This window comes from Micromonospora sp. NBC_00389, assembly GCF_036059255.1.
In the GTDB taxonomy this organism is placed as follows: Bacteria; Actinomycetota; Actinomycetes; order Mycobacteriales; family Micromonosporaceae; genus Micromonospora.
The window spans coordinates 5437925-5452268 of sequence record NZ_CP107947.1; the positions used below are offsets into that span (position 1 = coordinate 5437925).

General features: G+C 71.9%; 13 protein-coding genes and 1 pseudogene. 11 read left to right on the top strand and 3 right to left on the bottom strand.

Annotated features, from left to right (window positions below; genetic code table 11):
- The first annotated feature begins 1 nt into the window (after position 1).
- On the top strand, positions 2-1210 hold the full coding sequence (locus tag OG470_RS25675; RefSeq protein ID WP_328416202.1) for an RNA polymerase sigma factor: 1209 nt from the start codon (positions 2-4) through the stop codon (positions 1208-1210).
- A gap of 91 nt (positions 1211-1301) precedes the next feature.
- Positions 1302-2435 carry a carboxylate-amine ligase gene (locus OG470_RS25680; protein ID WP_328416204.1) on the top strand — a complete coding sequence of 378 codons (1134 nt, stop codon included), beginning with the start codon at positions 1302-1304 and terminating at the stop codon, positions 2433-2435.
- A gap of 13 nt (positions 2436-2448) precedes the next feature.
- On the opposite strand, the gene OG470_RS25685 is transcribed toward OG470_RS25680, so the two are convergent.
- Positions 2449-4233, bottom strand: a complete 1785-nt coding sequence (locus OG470_RS25685; RefSeq protein ID WP_328416206.1) for an N-acetylglutaminylglutamine amidotransferase — start codon at positions 4231-4233, stop codon at positions 2449-2451.
- A gap of 157 nt (positions 4234-4390) precedes the next feature.
- Entirely contained in the window at positions 4391-4819 is a 429-nt protein-coding gene (locus tag OG470_RS25690; protein ID WP_328416208.1) for a MarR family winged helix-turn-helix transcriptional regulator, read from the bottom strand.
- Between the two features lie 56 nt (positions 4820-4875).
- Between OG470_RS25690 and OG470_RS25695 the strand changes: the two genes are divergently transcribed.
- A complete protein-coding gene (locus tag OG470_RS25695) occupies positions 4876-6696 on the top strand; it encodes an ABC transporter ATP-binding protein (protein ID WP_442930979.1) in 1821 nt (606 codons plus the stop codon).
- Positions 6697-6735: 39 nt separating this feature from the next.
- Here the strand turns inward: OG470_RS25695 and OG470_RS25700 are convergent, their stop codons facing one another.
- Positions 6736-7521, bottom strand: a complete 786-nt coding sequence (locus OG470_RS25700) for a TetR family transcriptional regulator (protein WP_328416210.1) — start codon at positions 7519-7521, stop codon at positions 6736-6738.
- A gap of 108 nt (positions 7522-7629) precedes the next feature.
- Here OG470_RS25700 and OG470_RS25705 point away from each other — a divergent pair, with 108 nt between their 5' ends.
- The 8 genes and pseudogenes from OG470_RS25705 to OG470_RS25740 all read left to right on the top strand — a co-directional run bounded on the left by OG470_RS25705 (position 7630) and on the right by OG470_RS25740 (position 14325).
- Positions 7630-8565 (top strand): ABC transporter ATP-binding protein, encoded by a 936-nt coding sequence (locus OG470_RS25705; RefSeq protein ID WP_328416211.1) that lies wholly within the window; start codon positions 7630-7632, stop codon positions 8563-8565.
- Positions 8562-10187, top strand: coding sequence for an ABC transporter permease (locus OG470_RS25710; protein ID WP_328416213.1), 1626 nt, complete (start codon positions 8562-8564; stop codon positions 10185-10187). The genes OG470_RS25705 and OG470_RS25710 overlap by 4 nt, the downstream gene beginning before the upstream one ends.
- 496 nt (positions 10188-10683) lie before the next feature.
- Positions 10684-11328: a DUF559 domain-containing protein gene (locus OG470_RS25715; protein ID WP_328416215.1), complete on the top strand. Its 645-nt coding sequence runs from the start codon at positions 10684-10686 to the stop codon at positions 11326-11328.
- A 33-nt stretch (positions 11329-11361) separates the two neighbouring features.
- Positions 11362-11700: pseudogene (locus tag OG470_RS37380) on the top strand (DUF3024 domain-containing protein).
- 46 nt (positions 11701-11746) lie between these two features.
- Positions 11747-12241, top strand: a complete 495-nt coding sequence (locus OG470_RS25725) for a hypothetical protein (protein ID WP_328416217.1) — start codon at positions 11747-11749, stop codon at positions 12239-12241.
- Positions 12242-12288: 47 nt separating this feature from the next.
- Positions 12289-12525 carry a transcriptional regulator gene (locus OG470_RS25730; RefSeq protein ID WP_328426600.1) on the top strand — a complete coding sequence of 79 codons (237 nt, stop codon included), beginning with the start codon at positions 12289-12291 and terminating at the stop codon, positions 12523-12525.
- Between the two features lie 72 nt (positions 12526-12597).
- Positions 12598-13146: a hypothetical protein gene (locus OG470_RS25735; RefSeq protein WP_328416219.1), complete on the top strand. Its 549-nt coding sequence runs from the start codon at positions 12598-12600 to the stop codon at positions 13144-13146.
- A gap of 246 nt (positions 13147-13392) precedes the next feature.
- Positions 13393-14325, top strand: a complete 933-nt coding sequence (locus tag OG470_RS25740) for an HNH endonuclease (protein WP_328416221.1) — start codon at positions 13393-13395, stop codon at positions 14323-14325.
- Positions 14326-14344 lie beyond the last annotated feature (19 nt).

Here is a 14344-nt window from a genome sequence, read left to right on the forward strand (position 1 = left end):
CGTGCAGAACGTGGAGGCGGTGTTCCGCGCGGAGTACGGCCGCGCGGTCGCCGTCCTGGTCCGCCTCCTCGGCGACATCGACCTCGCCGAGGAGGCCGTCCAGGAGGCCTTCACCATCGCGGTACGGCGGTGGTCGCAGACCGGTCCACCGCCCAGCCCCGCCGGCTGGATCATCACCACCGCTCGGAACCAGGCCATCGACCGGCTGCGCCGGGAGGCGTCCCGGGCCGACCGGCACGCCCAGGCGGCCCTGTTGTACGCGGCCGACGTACCCGCCGAGGAGGGACCGGTGCGCGATGACCGGCTACGTCTGATCTTCACCTGCTGCCACCCGGCACTCGCACCGGCCTCCCGGGTCGCGCTCACCCTGCGCCTGCTCGGTGGCCTGAGCACCGCCGAGATCGCCCGCGCATTCCTGGTGCCCGAGCCGACCATGGCGCAGCGGCTGGTCCGGGCCAAGTCGAAGATCCGCAACGCCCGGATCCCGTACCGGGTGCCACGCGACGCCGACCTGCCCGACCGGCTGCACGCCGTGCTCGCGGTGCTGTACCTGATCTTCAACGAGGGGTACACGGCCAGCGCCGGGCGGCGACTGGTCCGCGCGGAGCTGTGCACCGAAGCGATCCGGTTGGCCCGGCTGCTGGCCGAGCTGATGCCGGACGAGCCGGAGGCCCTCGGCCTGCTCGCGCTGATGCTGCTCACCGAATCCCGCCGGGACGCGCGGACCACCGCCGACGGCGAGCTGGTGCCACTGCCCCGACAGGATCGGGGCCGCTGGGACGCCGCGCTGGTCGCCGAGGGGCAGGCGCTGGTCCGCCGCTGTCTGCGCCGCGACCGGCCGGGGCCGTACCAGATCCAGGCCGCGATCGCCGCCGTGCACAGTGCCGCTTCGCGCGCCGCCGACACCGACTGGGGCCAGATCCTCCAGTTGTACGACCAGTTGTCGGCGGTCGCTCCCGGCCCGGTGGTGGCGCTGAACCGGGCGGTCGCGCTCGCCGAGGTGGCCGGACCGGCGGTGGCGCTGGCCGAGGTGGACCGCCTCGACCTGGACGGCTACCACGTGCGGTACGCGGTCCGTGCGGACCTGCTCGCCCGGCTCGACCGGGGCGGGGAGGCCGCCGCCGAGTACCGGACGGCCGCCGCGCTGACGGACAACGCGGCCGAGCGGGCCTTCCTCGCCGGGCGTGCAGCGGCCGTGTCACCGGGCTGACCGTGCGTTTGCCGGCGGGGCGGGCCGGGAAACCGAGGCACCCGCCGGCCGGGGCGTCGAGCCGCGGCCGCAGGAGCAGATGGAGGGCGCCATGACGTACCGTCCGGCGGCCGCCGCAACCGTGCCCGACCTGAGCGCCCTCACGCTCGGCGTGGAGGAGGAGTTCCTGCTGCTCGACCCGGACAGCGGGCGGAACCTGCCGGTGGCCGACCAGGTGCTGGCCGCGCTGCGCGGCTCGGCCCGGGAGCAGAGCCGGCAGGAGTTCCGGCACAGCATGGTCGAGATGGTCACCCCGGTCTGTGCCGACCTCACCGATCTGCGCGCGCACCTGGTGGCACTGCGTCGATCGGCCGTCGAGGCGGCCGCGGCGGCGGGTGCCCGGCTGGTGGCGGTCGGGGCCACCCCGGTGGCCGAGCCGCACCGGACGGTGCCCGACAAACCGCGCTACCACGCGATGTCGCGGCGGTACGGGCCGGTGGCGCACGACCCGGCCGTCTGCGGCTGCCACGTGCACGTCGGGCTGTCCGATCGCGAACTGGCCGTGCAGGTCTGCAACCAACTGCGGGTGTGGCTGCCGGTGGTGCAGGCGATCACCACCAACTCGCCGCTGCACGACGGGCACGACACCGGCCACGCCAGCTGGCGGTCGATGCAACTGGAGCGCTGGCCCAGCATCGGCCCGACGCCGTACTTCGACTCCCTCGCCGACTACGACCGGACCGTCGACGAGCTGATCGCCGCCGGCATCATGCTCGACGCCGCGATGGTCTACTGGTACGCCCGGCCGTCGTCGGCGTACCCGACAGTGGAGGTGCGGGTGGGCGACGTCTGCCCGGAAGTGGACGACGCCGTGCTGGTCGCCGCGCTGGTCCGGGCACTGGTCGCCGCCCTCGCCGACGACGTACGCGGCGGTGTGCCCGCCCCCCGTACCCGCGACTGCCTGGTCGCCGCGGCGCACTGGCGGGCCGCCCACGACGGCCTCGACGGCGAGCTGATCGACCTGCGCGCCGGTGGGACCAGGCCGGCCTGGGTGTTGGTCGACGAGCTGATGACGATGATCGCCCCGGCCCTGCTGCGGCACGGGGATCTGGGCTATGTGCTGGGGCAGCTGGCCCGGCTGCGCCGCGAGGGCACCGGCGCGACCCGGCAGCGGCGGGTGCTGGAGCGCACCGGAGACCTGCGGGCGGTCATCGACGACCTGGCCGTCCGCACCGCCGCCGGCTGACCCGACCCCCGGCTCAGCGGATGTCGTGCGACTGGAGCCATAGTTCCAGGAGGCCGAGCTGCCACAGCTTGTTGCTGCCGGCCGCCGCCTCGGCCCGGTCCGGCTCGGCGAGCAGGCGGGCCACGTACTCCGACCGGAACAGGCCCCGCTCGCGCGCGGCCGGCGCCTGCAATGCCTCGGCCACCAGCTCGCGCACCGGCCCGTCCACGTTGCGCAGCGCCGGCACCGGAAAGTAGCCCTTGGGCCGGTCGATCACCTCGGCCGGCAGTACCTCCCGGGCGACCTCCTTCAGCACGCCCTTGCCGCCCTGGGCCACCTTGTGCTCGGGCGGGCAGTGCGCGGCCAGGGTGACCAGGTCCTGGTCGAGGAACGGCGTCCGCACCTCAAGGCCCCACGCCATGCTCATGTTGTCCACCCGCTTGACCGGGTCGTCGGGCAGCATCAGGTGGGTGTCCAGGCGCAGCACCGCGTCCAGCGCGCTCTGTGCCCCGGGCGCGGCGAGGTGCCCGGCGAGCAGGTCGCGGCTGGCGTCGTGGTCCAGCGCGTACGCCGGGCCGACGATCTGGCGCAGCTCGTCGTGGTCGCGGTCGAAGAACGCGGCGGCGAACGTCTCGGCTGCGCCGTGCCGGGGCGCCTCGACGAGCGGCCGGTGGTAGCCGTAGCCGGCGAACACCTCGTCGGCGCCCTGCCCGGACTGTGCCACCTTCACGTGCCGGGCCACCTGCTCGGACAGCAGGTGGAAGGCGACCACGTCGTGGCTGCCCATCGGCTCGGCCATCGCCAGGACGGCGCGTCGCAGGGCGGGCGCCAGGTCGTCGTCGGCCAGCCGGATCCGGTGGTGGTCGGTGTCGTACGCGCGGGCCACCAGGTCGGAGTAGTAGAACTCGTCGCCGGACTCGTCGCCGCGGCTGTCGAAGCCGATGCTGAACGTCCGCAGGTGCTGCTGGCCGGCCTCGGCGAGCAGCGCCACGATGAGGCTGGAGTCCAGCCCTCCGGAGAGCAGCACCCCGACCGGCACGTCGGCGACCAGCCGCCGGCGTACCGCCGTGCGCAGCGCGTCTCCGATGGCGGCCCGCCAGTCGGCGGCGTCCATCCCGGCGTCGGCCGGTTCCCGGACGTAGTCCGGACGCCAGTACACCTCCTCCCGGCTGCGCCCGTCCGCCTCGATGACCCGCAGGGTGGCCGGTGGTAGCTTGCGGACGCCGCGCAGCACGGTCCGCGGCCCGGGCACGATGGAGTGCCACGACAGGTAGTGGTGCAGCGCCACCGGGTCGACGCTGGTGTCCACGTCGCCGGCGCGCAGCAGCGCGGGCAGGGTGGAGGCGAACCGGAGCCGGCCGGGGGTCTCGGCGAGGTACAGCGGTTTGATGCCGAGCCGGTCGCGGGCCAGCACCAGCCGCTGCCGGGCACGGTCGACCAGCCCGATCGCGAACATGCCGACCAGGTGGTCGACGAAGCGTTCACCCCAGTGCGCGTACGCCACCAGGATCACCTCGGTGTCGCTGGTGGAGTGGAACGCGTACCCGGCGTTCCGCAGCTCCTCGCGCAGCTCCGGGTAGTTGTAGATGCAGCCGTTGAAGACCAGCGCCAATCCCAGGTCGTCGCGGACCATCGGCTGTCCGCCCGCGTCGGACAGGTCGATGATGGTCAGCCGGCGATGCCCCAGGGTCACCCAGCCGTCGGTGAACAGCCCCTCGCCGTCCGGGCCGCGCGAACGCATCGCCTCGGTCATCCGGGTGACCGCCGCGGCGTCGGGCTGCCGACCGTCGAACCGTGCCTCCCCGCTGATCCCGCACATCAGGCGGGGCGATGGGTCAGGTGGGACACCAGCGGCACGGCCATCCTCCTGTCGCGTCGCCCGGCCGGTCGGGGCCGGTCCCGTCGACCGGACGGGGCCGCTGGCTACCCGGGCGCGGGGTGGGCAAACCCCGTCACCGCCGAGGCGCCTGCCGTGCTCAGCCGAGCAGGGTACGCAGGATGCGGGCGAACTGGGCGCGGTCGGCGTCGTCCAGGTGGCCGAAGAAGCGATCCGCCTCGGCCCGGCGCGCGGCCCGGATGGCGGCGCTGACCCGGTTGCCCTCGTCGGTGAGCGCGACCAGGGTCGCCCGCCGGTCGGCCGGGTCGGGTCGGCGTTCGACGAGCCCACGGGCCTGGAGGTCGTCGATGACCTCGGTGGCCGAGCGGGGCGCGATGCGCAGGTGCTCGGCGATGCCGCCGGGGCGCAGCTCACCGTGCCGGGCCAGCACCCCGAGCGCCCGGGACTGGCTGGGTGTGACGTCCCACGGCGCCAACGACTCCCGCGCCTGTCGGCGCAGCCGCCCGGCCACCGCCCAGAAGGTCTCCGCCAGGCTCTCGTCGTCGCCGTCCGCCGTGCGCTCCGTCACGGGGAATACGGTAACAGGGGATGCGGTTGTTCCCTCATGATGAGGTAACCTCAGCAATGTCCCCGACGAGAGGCAGTTCCCCCTTGGAACCCACCCCCACCGGCCGCGACCGCGGCCACCGCACCGTCAGTGCCGACGAGAAGGCGCAGGCCCGCCAGGTGTCCCTGCGTCGCATCGGCCGGCTGTTCACCGCCCACCGGCCCGCGTTGGCCACCGTCACCGCGATCATCGTGGCCTCCTCGATCATCGCGATGGCCACCCCGTTCCTGCTGCGTGCCGTCATCGACCGGGCGCTGCCGCAGGGCGACGTGACCCTGCTGGTCTGGCTGGTCCTCGGCATGGTCGCGGTGGCCGCCGTGACCGCCGCCCTCGGCGTCGTCCAGACCTGGATCTCCACCCAGGTCGGGCAACAGGTCATGCACCGGCTGCGCACCGACGTCTTCAGCCACCTCCAGCGGCAGTCGCTGGGCTTCTTCACCCGGACCCGCACCGGCGAGGTGCAGTCCCGGATCACCAACGACATCGGCGGCATGCAGTCGGTGGTCACCTCCACCGCCACCGCCGTCGCGTCCAACCTCACCACCGTGATCGCCACCGCGGTCGCGATGGTCGCACTCTCCTGGCAGCTCTCCCTGGTCTCGCTGGTGGTGCTGCCGCCGGCGATCTGGCTGACCCGCCGGGTCGCCCGGATGCGCCGGGAGATCACCGCCCAGCGCCAGCGCGAACTCGCCGACCTCAACGTCACCGTCGAGGAGGGGCTGTCGATCAGCGGCGTGCAACTGGCCAAGACCCTCGGCACCGGGCCCGCGTTGATCGACCGCTTCACGGCCTCGTCGGCCCGGCTGGTCGACCTGGAGCTGCGCAGCGAGCTGGCCGGCCGCTGGCGGATGGCCTCGATGAGCATCATCTTCGCTGCCGTACCGGCGGTAATCTACCTCGCCGCTGGCCTGCCCGGCACCGCCGGCACGCTGAGCATCGGCACCCTGGTCGCCTTCACCGCCCTGCAGGGCGGCCTGTTCCGGCCGCTGATGGGGCTGCTCAACGTGGGCGTCTCACTGACCGCCTCGCTGGCGCTGTTCGCCCGGATCTTCGAATACCTGGACCTGCCGGTCGACGTGGCCGACCCCACCGAGCCGGTCCGCCTCGACCCCACCCGGGTACGGGGGCACCTGCGCCTGGAGGACGTCACCTTCGGCTACCCGGGCAGCGACACCGCCGCGCTCGCCGGGATCACCCTGGACGTGCCCGCCGGCACCAGCCTCGCCCTGGTCGGCGAGACCGGCTCCGGCAAGAGCACCCTCGCCGGGCTGGTCAGCCGGCTGCACGACCCGACCGCCGGCCGGGTCACCGTCGACGGCGTCGACCTGCGGGACCTGCGACTGGCCGACCTGGCCGCGATCGTCGGCGTGGTCAGCCAGGAGACCTACCTGCTGCACACCACCGTTCGGGAGAACCTGCGCTACGCCCGGCCGGACGCCACCGACGCGGAGATCGAGGACGCCGCCCGCGCCGCACAGATCCACGACCTGATCGCCGGCCTCCCCGACGGGTACGACACCGTGGTCGGCTCGCGCGGCCACCGGTTCTCCGGTGGCGAGAAGCAGCGGCTGGCCATCGCCCGCACGCTGCTGCGCGACCCGCGCATCCTGGTCCTCGACGAGGCCACCAGCGCGCTGGACACCGAGACCGAACGGGCCGTGCAGCGGGCGTTCGACGTGCTCGCCGAGGGGCGTACCACGATCACCATCGCGCACCGGCTCTCCACCGTCCGCGACGCCGACCAGATCGCGGTGCTCGACCACGGCCGGATCGTCGAGGCCGGCACCCACGACAGCCTGCTGCACCACAACGGCCGCTACGCCACCCTGGCGGCCTGACCGATCGGGAGGCGGTTCACAACCGTCTCGAAACAGTCGCTAAACCGTCTCATTACTGTCGTCCAGGTGTCGGTAGACGGTGGCCCGCGAGACACCCAGAGTGGTGGCGATGGCGTTCACCGAGTGGGTGCCCGCCGCGTGCATCCGCCGAGCAGCCTCGACCTGCTCCCGGCCCAGTGCCCGCGGCCGCCCCGGTTGCCGTCGGCGGGGAGTCGCCCCGGCGCCCGGTGCTGCGATGGCCGGGGCTGCCGCTACCAGGGGTGCGGCGTCCGGGGGTGCGGGCGGCATGGCCAGCAGGCGGCGTACGCCGTCGAGCATGTCGGCGCGCAGCACCTCGTCCGGCACGTCGGTGAAGAAGACGATCGGGTCGCTGCACGCGGCGACCGCCTGCACCGCCCGGACCCGTTCGCGGCGTCCAGCGTCCGGCCCGGCGATGAGGTCGTTGGCCCGCATCGCGATCCCCATCAGGCGGTGGTACGTGTCTCCCCGGCCGACCAGCGCGATGTCGTGGAAGAGCATGCCGAGCGGCCGGCGGTGGGCGAGCATGGTGTCCACCCAGCCCTCCAGCACCGTCCACCGGGCCTGCTCGGTCGGCTGCCCCTGCGCGACGTCGAGCAGCGCCTCCAGGTCGGCCACCAGCGGCTCGACCAGTGCGGCGAGCAGGTGCTCCTTGGCCGGGAAGTGGTACAGGATTGCGGCCTTGGTCAGCCGCAGCCGCTCGCCGATCTGGCGCAGTGAGGTGCGCTGGTAGCCGTGCTCCGCGAAGAGGTCGAGCGCGGCGCGCAGGATCCGGGTGCGGGTGTCGTCCGCGGGATCGGCGGTCATGCCCGCCAGCCTAGCCGGCCCTGACCGGTGGCAGACCTCACCGTTGATTCGACTGACCGACGGTCAGTACAGTGAGGACGGTCGACGCATCCGATGGCAGGAGGGGCGATGCCCGTCATTTCGATCGGCAACCTGGTCAAGACGTTCGGCGGCATCCGGGCACTCGACGGGCTCGACCTGCGGGTCGAACCGGGGGAGGTGCACGGCTTCCTCGGGCCCAACGGAGCCGGGAAGTCCACCACCATCCGGATCCTGCTCGGGCTGCTCCGCCGCGACTCCGGCGACGCGCGGGTACTCGGCGCCGACCCGTGGCGCGACGCGGTGCGCCTGCATCGCCGCCTGGCGTACGTGCCGGGCGACGTCAGCCTCTGGCCGAACCTCTCCGGCGGGGAGGCGATCGATCTCCTGGGTGACCTGCGCGGCGGCCTCGACCGGCGTCGCCGTGACGAGTTGCTGCAGCGCTTCGACCTGGACCCGACCCGCGCGTGCCGCACGTACTCCAAGGGCAATCGGCAGAAGGTCGCCATCGTCGCCGCCTTCTCCTCCAACGTGGAGCTGTACGTGCTCGACGAGCCGACCTCCGGCCTCGACCCCCTGATGGAGGCGGTGTTCCAGGACGAGATCCGGCGGATCAAGCAGGCCGGCGCCACCGTGCTGCTCTCCAGCCACGTGCTCGCCGAGGTCGAGGCGCTCTGCGACCGGGTCAGCATCATCCGCGAGGGTCGTACCGTCGAGTCCGGCAGCCTTGCCGAGCTGCGCCACCTCACCCGCACCACGGTGATCGTCGAGACGGCCCGGCCGGTGACCGGCCTGGACGCGCTGCCCGGCGTGCACGGCGTGCACGAGGTCGACGGGCGTACCCACCTGGAGGTCGACCCGGCGCACTTCGACGAGTTGCTCGGCCAGCTCATCCGCTTCGGCGTCCGCGCGCTGACCAGCACCCCACCCACCCTGGAGCAGCTGTTCCTGCGCCATTACGGCGAGGAGCAACCCGCCGCCGACGATCACCAACCGGCCGAAGCCCCGCAGGCCGGTGCCCGATGACCGCCCTCACCGGCACCCGCCGGCTGGCCCGTCTCGTGCTGCGCCGCGACCGGATCCGCCTCGCGCTCTGGGTCCTCGGCACGCCCCTGCTCGGCTACGCCCTCGCCGGCAGCGTCGCCGGCGTCTACCCGGACGAGGCGGCCCGCCACGGCTACGCCGCCACCTCGGCGTCCAGCCTGGTCGCCCGAGCCTTCAACGGCCCCATCGCCAGCGCCGACCTCGGCGCCGTGGTGGTCGCGGAGACGTACGTGACGTTGGCCCTGATCGTCGCCCTGCTGAGCACCTTCACGGTGGCCCGGCACACCCGGCAGAACGAGGAGACCGGCCGGGCGGAGTTGCTCGGCGCTTCCGTGGTCGGCCGGTACGCGCCGCTCACCGCCGCGCTGCTGGTCGTCGTCGCGGCGAACGTGCTGGCCGCGGCCCTGCTCACGCTCGCTCTGGCCGGCGCCGGCCTGCCGCTGGCCGGCTCCGTCGCGGCGGCCGGCGCGGTCGGAGGTGTCGGGGTGGCCTTCACCGGCGTCGCCGCGGTCACCGCGCAACTCTCGGTCACCTCCCGGGGCGCCAACGCGCTCGCCGCTGCCGTCGTCGGGCTCTCCTTCGTGCTGCGTGCCGCCGGCGACGTGCTCGGCGACTCCAGCGCCGACGGCACCCGGGTGGAGAGTGCCTGGCCGTCCTGGCTCTCGCCGCTCGGCTGGGGCAACCAGGTGCGGGCCTTCGCCGGAGAACGCTGGTGGGTGCTCGCCCTGCCCGTCGTACTGCTGCTCGCCGGGGTGGCGCTGGCGTACGCCCTCGCGGAGCGACGGGACCAGGGCGCCGGGCTGGTCGCCCCTCGGCGCGGGCCAGCGACCGCTGCGGCGCGGCTGCTCAGCCCTGCCGGGCTGGCCTGGCGGATGCAGCGCGGCACGCTGCTCGGCTGGGCGGTCGGGGTGGCCGTGCTCGGCCTCTCGATGGGCGTCGCCGCCGACGAGTTCAACGCGATGATCGACCAGAACCCGGCCGCCGCCGAGGCGATCAACGCGATGGGCGGTGGCACCGACCTGGTCGACGCGTATCTGGCCGCGATGCTCGGGCTGTTCGCGTTGACGATCGGGGCGTACGTGGTGCAGGCCATGCTGCGGGTACGCGGCGACGAAGCCGACGGGGTGCTGGAGGCCGCCCTCGCCACCGCGGTGAGCCGTACCCGATGGCTCGGCACCCAGGTGCTCGCCGCGGCGCTCGGCGCGGTCGCCCTGCTGCTGCTCGCCGGCCTGACCACCGGGCTCGGCTACGGCCTGGTCACCGGCGACCCGCTCGGCGCGGCCATCGAGTTGGGAGGGGCCGCACTGCTGCGGCTGCCGGCCCTGCTCGTGGTGGCCGGGGTGGTGACCGCGCTCTTCGGACTGCTGCCCCGCCGGTCGGTGGTGCTCTCCTGGACGGCGCTGCTGGTCTTCCTGCTCCTCGGGCAACTCGGCGCGGTGCTGGAGCTGCCGCAGGCCGCGCTCAACCTCTCGCCGTACACCCATGTGCCGTCCGTGCCCGCGGTCGACCTGGCGGTGCTGCCGCTGGTGGTGCTGGCTGGCGTGGCGGCGGCGCTGCTAGCCGTCGGCGTCGCGGCCTTCCGCCACCGCGACGTCCCGAGCTGAGTTGCTTTCGTGATCGTTGGCAGCTGAGCAACTCGACACGCCGACGCCTGCCCTGCTGACCTGCCACCGATCGGTCCGGCTAGCAGAAATCGAGCGGCGGTGGGCGCTGTCCACAGGTTGGTGGGTGTGCACAGGGGCGAGGTGTAGGGGGTTGCGGGGGATTGGGGTGGGGCGACACGGTCGGTGGCGTGAATCCGGTGCTGCGGGAGTTGGTAGCGCTTGGCGCGGGGCTGGTGACCCGTGAGACTGCCAGGCAGGTGGTGCCGCGGTGGGCGTTGCAGCAGGCTTGCCGTAGCGGCGATCTGGTGCGGGTGCTGCCCGAGGTATTCGTAGCGGCGCACCTGGTTGCTGCTCGGCCCGGCACCCCTGCCCTGAGTCGACTCGACCTGTTCTGGGTCAGCGTGCGGCTCTCGCCTGGGCTGAGGGTTGCGGCGCACTCAGTCACCTCAGTGCGCTCAGCGCATGGGGGCTGCGCCAGCAGGCGGTCGGCGAGCTGGTGCATCTGAGTGCACCGGCGGGCTCCGGCCTGCGCACCCGACCCGGTGTGGTGGTGCACCGACGCCAGGGCCTCATCCTCGAACCGCCACACGTGGTGGTCCGGCGGGGGCTGACGGTGACCCGCGTTGAGCAGGCCCTCGTCGACTCGTGGCCGACGTTGCCGCCAACCGAGCGGCGGGCGCCGGTGATCCGAGCGGTCAACGATCGGCTGACCACGCCCGAGCGACTAGCCATCGCCCTGGCAAATGTGCCGAAGTTGATCGGCCGGGCGGCGCTCCGAACGCTGCTGACCAGGCTCGCCGACGGCTGCCGCAGCCCGCTGGAGATCTGGGGGCACGAGCACGTCTTCACCGGCCCGGGGATGCCGGCGTTCCGCCGGCAGGTCCCGATACGCGTTGGGCGGCGCACCATGTACCTCGACATGCTCGCCGAGTGTGAGCAGGTCAACATCGAGCTCGACGGCGCCGCCACGCACGGCGACCCACGCCAGCGGGAGATTGACCTGCGCCGCGACGCGCTGTTGGCGACCATCGGGATCCTGGTGGTCCGCTTCGCCCACCGCCGGCTGGTTCACGAGGCCGACGCGGTACGCCGCGAAACCTTGGCCATCCTCGCGACCCGTCGGGCGGGCGCGATCGCCTGAGCTGGTGCGATGCTGACGGGGAGAGTAAAGACGATGGGGCTTCCCGAGCTGGACGTCGAGCAGGTGCGGAGCTGGTGCGACGAGCGCGTGCCGGAAGCGGCACGAGACCAGGTGCGGGTGGAATGCGAGGGCGCTCCCCGGCATCTCACGATCGTCGAGCGGCGGCCGCCGTCTGGTGCCAACACTGGCCCGGAGTGGACGAGTTTCCCCATCGCACGGCTGCGATAGACGAAGACCACCGGCACTTGGGCCCCGCACTACCCGGACCGGGATGTGCGGTTTCACCGCTACGACCCTGCCCGGCCGTCCGTCGACGTCAGCATCCTGCTCGACGAGATCGGCCGTGACCCCACCGGCATCTTCTGGGGCTGATGGCTCGGGCGTCCGCACCGGCCAGCGGTGGGCCTATCACTTGCACATGTGGAAAGTGTTCATTAAGCTTTCCGACGTGGAAAGTACTGATCTGGAGGAACAGCTCAAAGCGGCCGAGCGCGGTGCCGCCGCGCCCTACGTCACCTATCCGCCCACCCCGTGGTGGTACGCGCCTTCCGTCGGCGCCTGGGCCGCTGCCATGATCGGCACGTTCACCTGGTGGCGCGAGAACGCGGCCCTGTTCATGGCGTCGCTCGCCGTCCTGATCGCCGTCGAGGCCCTGTTCGTTGTATGGATGCAGCGTCGGCACGGCGCGCTCCCGATGCCGGGCAAGGGAACGCCGCCCGTCGAGATCGCCGGAGTGTGGCGCGGATACCTGGCTGGCCTGGCCGTGGTCATTCTCATCGTCGGGCTCATCTGGTGGCTGGTCGGCGTACCGGCTGCCGCCGGGATGGCGTTCGTCCTCGTGACGGTTGGCCTGGCGGTCTACGAGCGGCGTTACGCCGTGGCTGCCGCCACGACCCGGGCACGCCTTCGATGATCGATGGACTGGACCCGATCATCCACGTGCCCAAGCGCCTGGCGGCCATGGCCGTCCTGGCCAACGCCTCCTCGGTCTCGTTTCGGTTTCTGAGGGACCACCTGCAGATCAGCGAGTCAGATCTGTCAAAGCAGATGTCCACACTGGAAGCGGCTGGCTACGTCAGCTCGACGAAAACCGGTCGTGGCCGTGGGGGTAGTACCACCTATCGGATAGCTCCGGCTGGGCAGAGAGCGTACGAGCAGCACTGCGCGGCGTTGAGGGCACTAATCGGCGGCGCGTAGCGCTGGTGTGCACCGGTATGCCCCGCCGGGTAGCGGCTGGCGGGGCTTGCCCGGTGCTGGCAGCCTCTGCTCGTGGGCACCCTTCTGACGCAGCTTCCGGCACTCCTCGGCGTACTGGTCGGCACCCTGGGCACGATCCTCGCCACCTCGCTGGCCGACCGGGCAAGGTGGCGGCGCAGCCAGAGCATCCGGTGGGACGAGCGGCGGCTCGACGCGTACGTCGAGTACGCGCACGCCATCAAGGAGAGTCACGCGGTGGCGCTGCGGATGACGGCCGATCACCGGCCGGGATCGCACAGCCACCCCATCGACCGGGAGGACGGGCTGGCCCGGTTGGCCGAGGCGGACGCCAGGCGCACCATCGTCTGGGAGAACCTCCTGCTGCTCGGCGACGAGCCGACGGTCGCCGCCGCCGCTGTTTGGCGGGACGCGGTCTGGCAGGTCGAACGGCTCGCTCGCGGGATCGTCGACCCGCCGCCGGACATCGCCGTCATGCTCACCCGGGTCAACGAAGCCCGTGATGCCTACTACCGGATGGCCCGGCGCAGCCTCGGCGTCCGGGGTGGATCGGTGGAACAGTCGTCCGCCTTGCAGCAGCGCTTCTCGACCGATCAACCGTGACATCCGACGTGACAGCACGCTGACGTCCTCCGCTCGCCCCTGATCGTCGCCGACCAGCGAACGTGGAGTGGTGCTGGTCCGGATGATCCTGCTCGATCCTCGATGTAGTGGTATCGGGTCGCTGCGAAAGCCACTCGTTCCAGGATCGAGCACGATCTTGCTCCAGCACCTGTGGCGTCACGACGCAAGCGCACGTGACCGTTCAGATGGTGGCGTTCAGATCAACTTTCACGCACCCTGTTCGATGTGAAGGCCTTCGTAGGTGTGACGGACGAGAGGTGGTACCGATTCCTCGCGGAGCGTCCCGAGCTGAATGAGGTCAACTTCTGGCGGCCCTCTGGCGGTGCCTTCCGCGCGCTCACCCCAGGCGAGCCCTTCCTCTTCAAGGCGCACTTTCCACTGAACCGGGTGGTTGGTGGAGGCTTCTTCAGCGGCTTCACCCAGCTTCGAATCTCGGAGGCCTGGGAGCTCTTCGGCGAGGCCAATGGTGCTGCGAGCATCGATGAGATGCGTTACAGCGTCGGGCGTTACCGCAAGCAGGCGATTGGTTCCGGAGAGGATCCGACCATCGGCTGCATATTCGTTCGTGACGTCACCTTCTTTCACGATGCGTCGACCGTCGACCCACCGCCAGCATTCGCGTCGAACGTCGTGCAGGGCAAGACCTACAACCTGGCTGATGCCGAGGTAGCGGGATACTTCGATCTGCTGATGCACCGGTTGATCGGGACGTCAGCCGAGGTGGATCTGAACGGACCCTGGCATCGTCCTGGTCCCGTCTATGGGGATCCCCGATTGGTGCCCCAGCGGCTGGGGCGGCAGTCATTCAAGGCGGTGGTTCTGGGGGCCTACGGCCGGCGCTGCGCCATCACCGGCAACAAGGTCCAGCCTGTGCTGCAGGCCGCGCACATCCGTCCGCTTCCGATGGGTGGCGAGCATCGGCTTGACAACGGCCTGCTACTCAAGTCGGACGTGCACATCCTTTTCGACCGGGGCTATCTGGGCGTCGATCCGAAACATCGGCTCATGGTCAGTCCTCGGCTTCGGAGCGAGTTCGGCAATGGCGAGCAGTTCTATGCGAAGGCGGGCGAGCAGATCGCCCTTCCGGAGCGGCGCAGCGATCGACCGCGTGCCGAATTCCTGGAATGGCATCTCGACACTGTGTACAAAGCGGCTTGATCGCAGTGCCCCTGTTCGC

Coding starts and splice junctions, on each gene's coding strand:
- OG470_RS25705 (WP_328416211.1), top strand. CDS start 7,630: ATGCCCGTCATTTCGATCGGCAACCTGGTCAAGACGTTCGGCGGCATC.
- OG470_RS25685 (WP_328416206.1), bottom strand. CDS start 4,233: ATGTGCGGGATCAGCGGGGAGGCACGGTTCGACGGTCGGCAGCCCGAC.
- OG470_RS25695 (WP_442930979.1), top strand. CDS start 4,876: ATGTCCCCGACGAGAGGCAGTTCCCCCTTGGAACCCACCCCCACCGGC.
- OG470_RS25700 (WP_328416210.1), bottom strand. CDS start 7,521: ATGACCGCCGATCCCGCGGACGACACCCGCACCCGGATCCTGCGCGCC.
- OG470_RS25730 (WP_328426600.1), top strand. CDS start 12,289: ATGGCCGTCCTGGCCAACGCCTCCTCGGTCTCGTTTCGGTTTCTGAGG.
- OG470_RS25710 (WP_328416213.1), top strand. CDS start 8,562: ATGACCGCCCTCACCGGCACCCGCCGGCTGGCCCGTCTCGTGCTGCGC.
- OG470_RS25725 (WP_328416217.1), top strand. CDS start 11,747: ATGTGGAAAGTGTTCATTAAGCTTTCCGACGTGGAAAGTACTGATCTG.
- OG470_RS25680 (WP_328416204.1), top strand. CDS start 1,302: ATGACGTACCGTCCGGCGGCCGCCGCAACCGTGCCCGACCTGAGCGCC.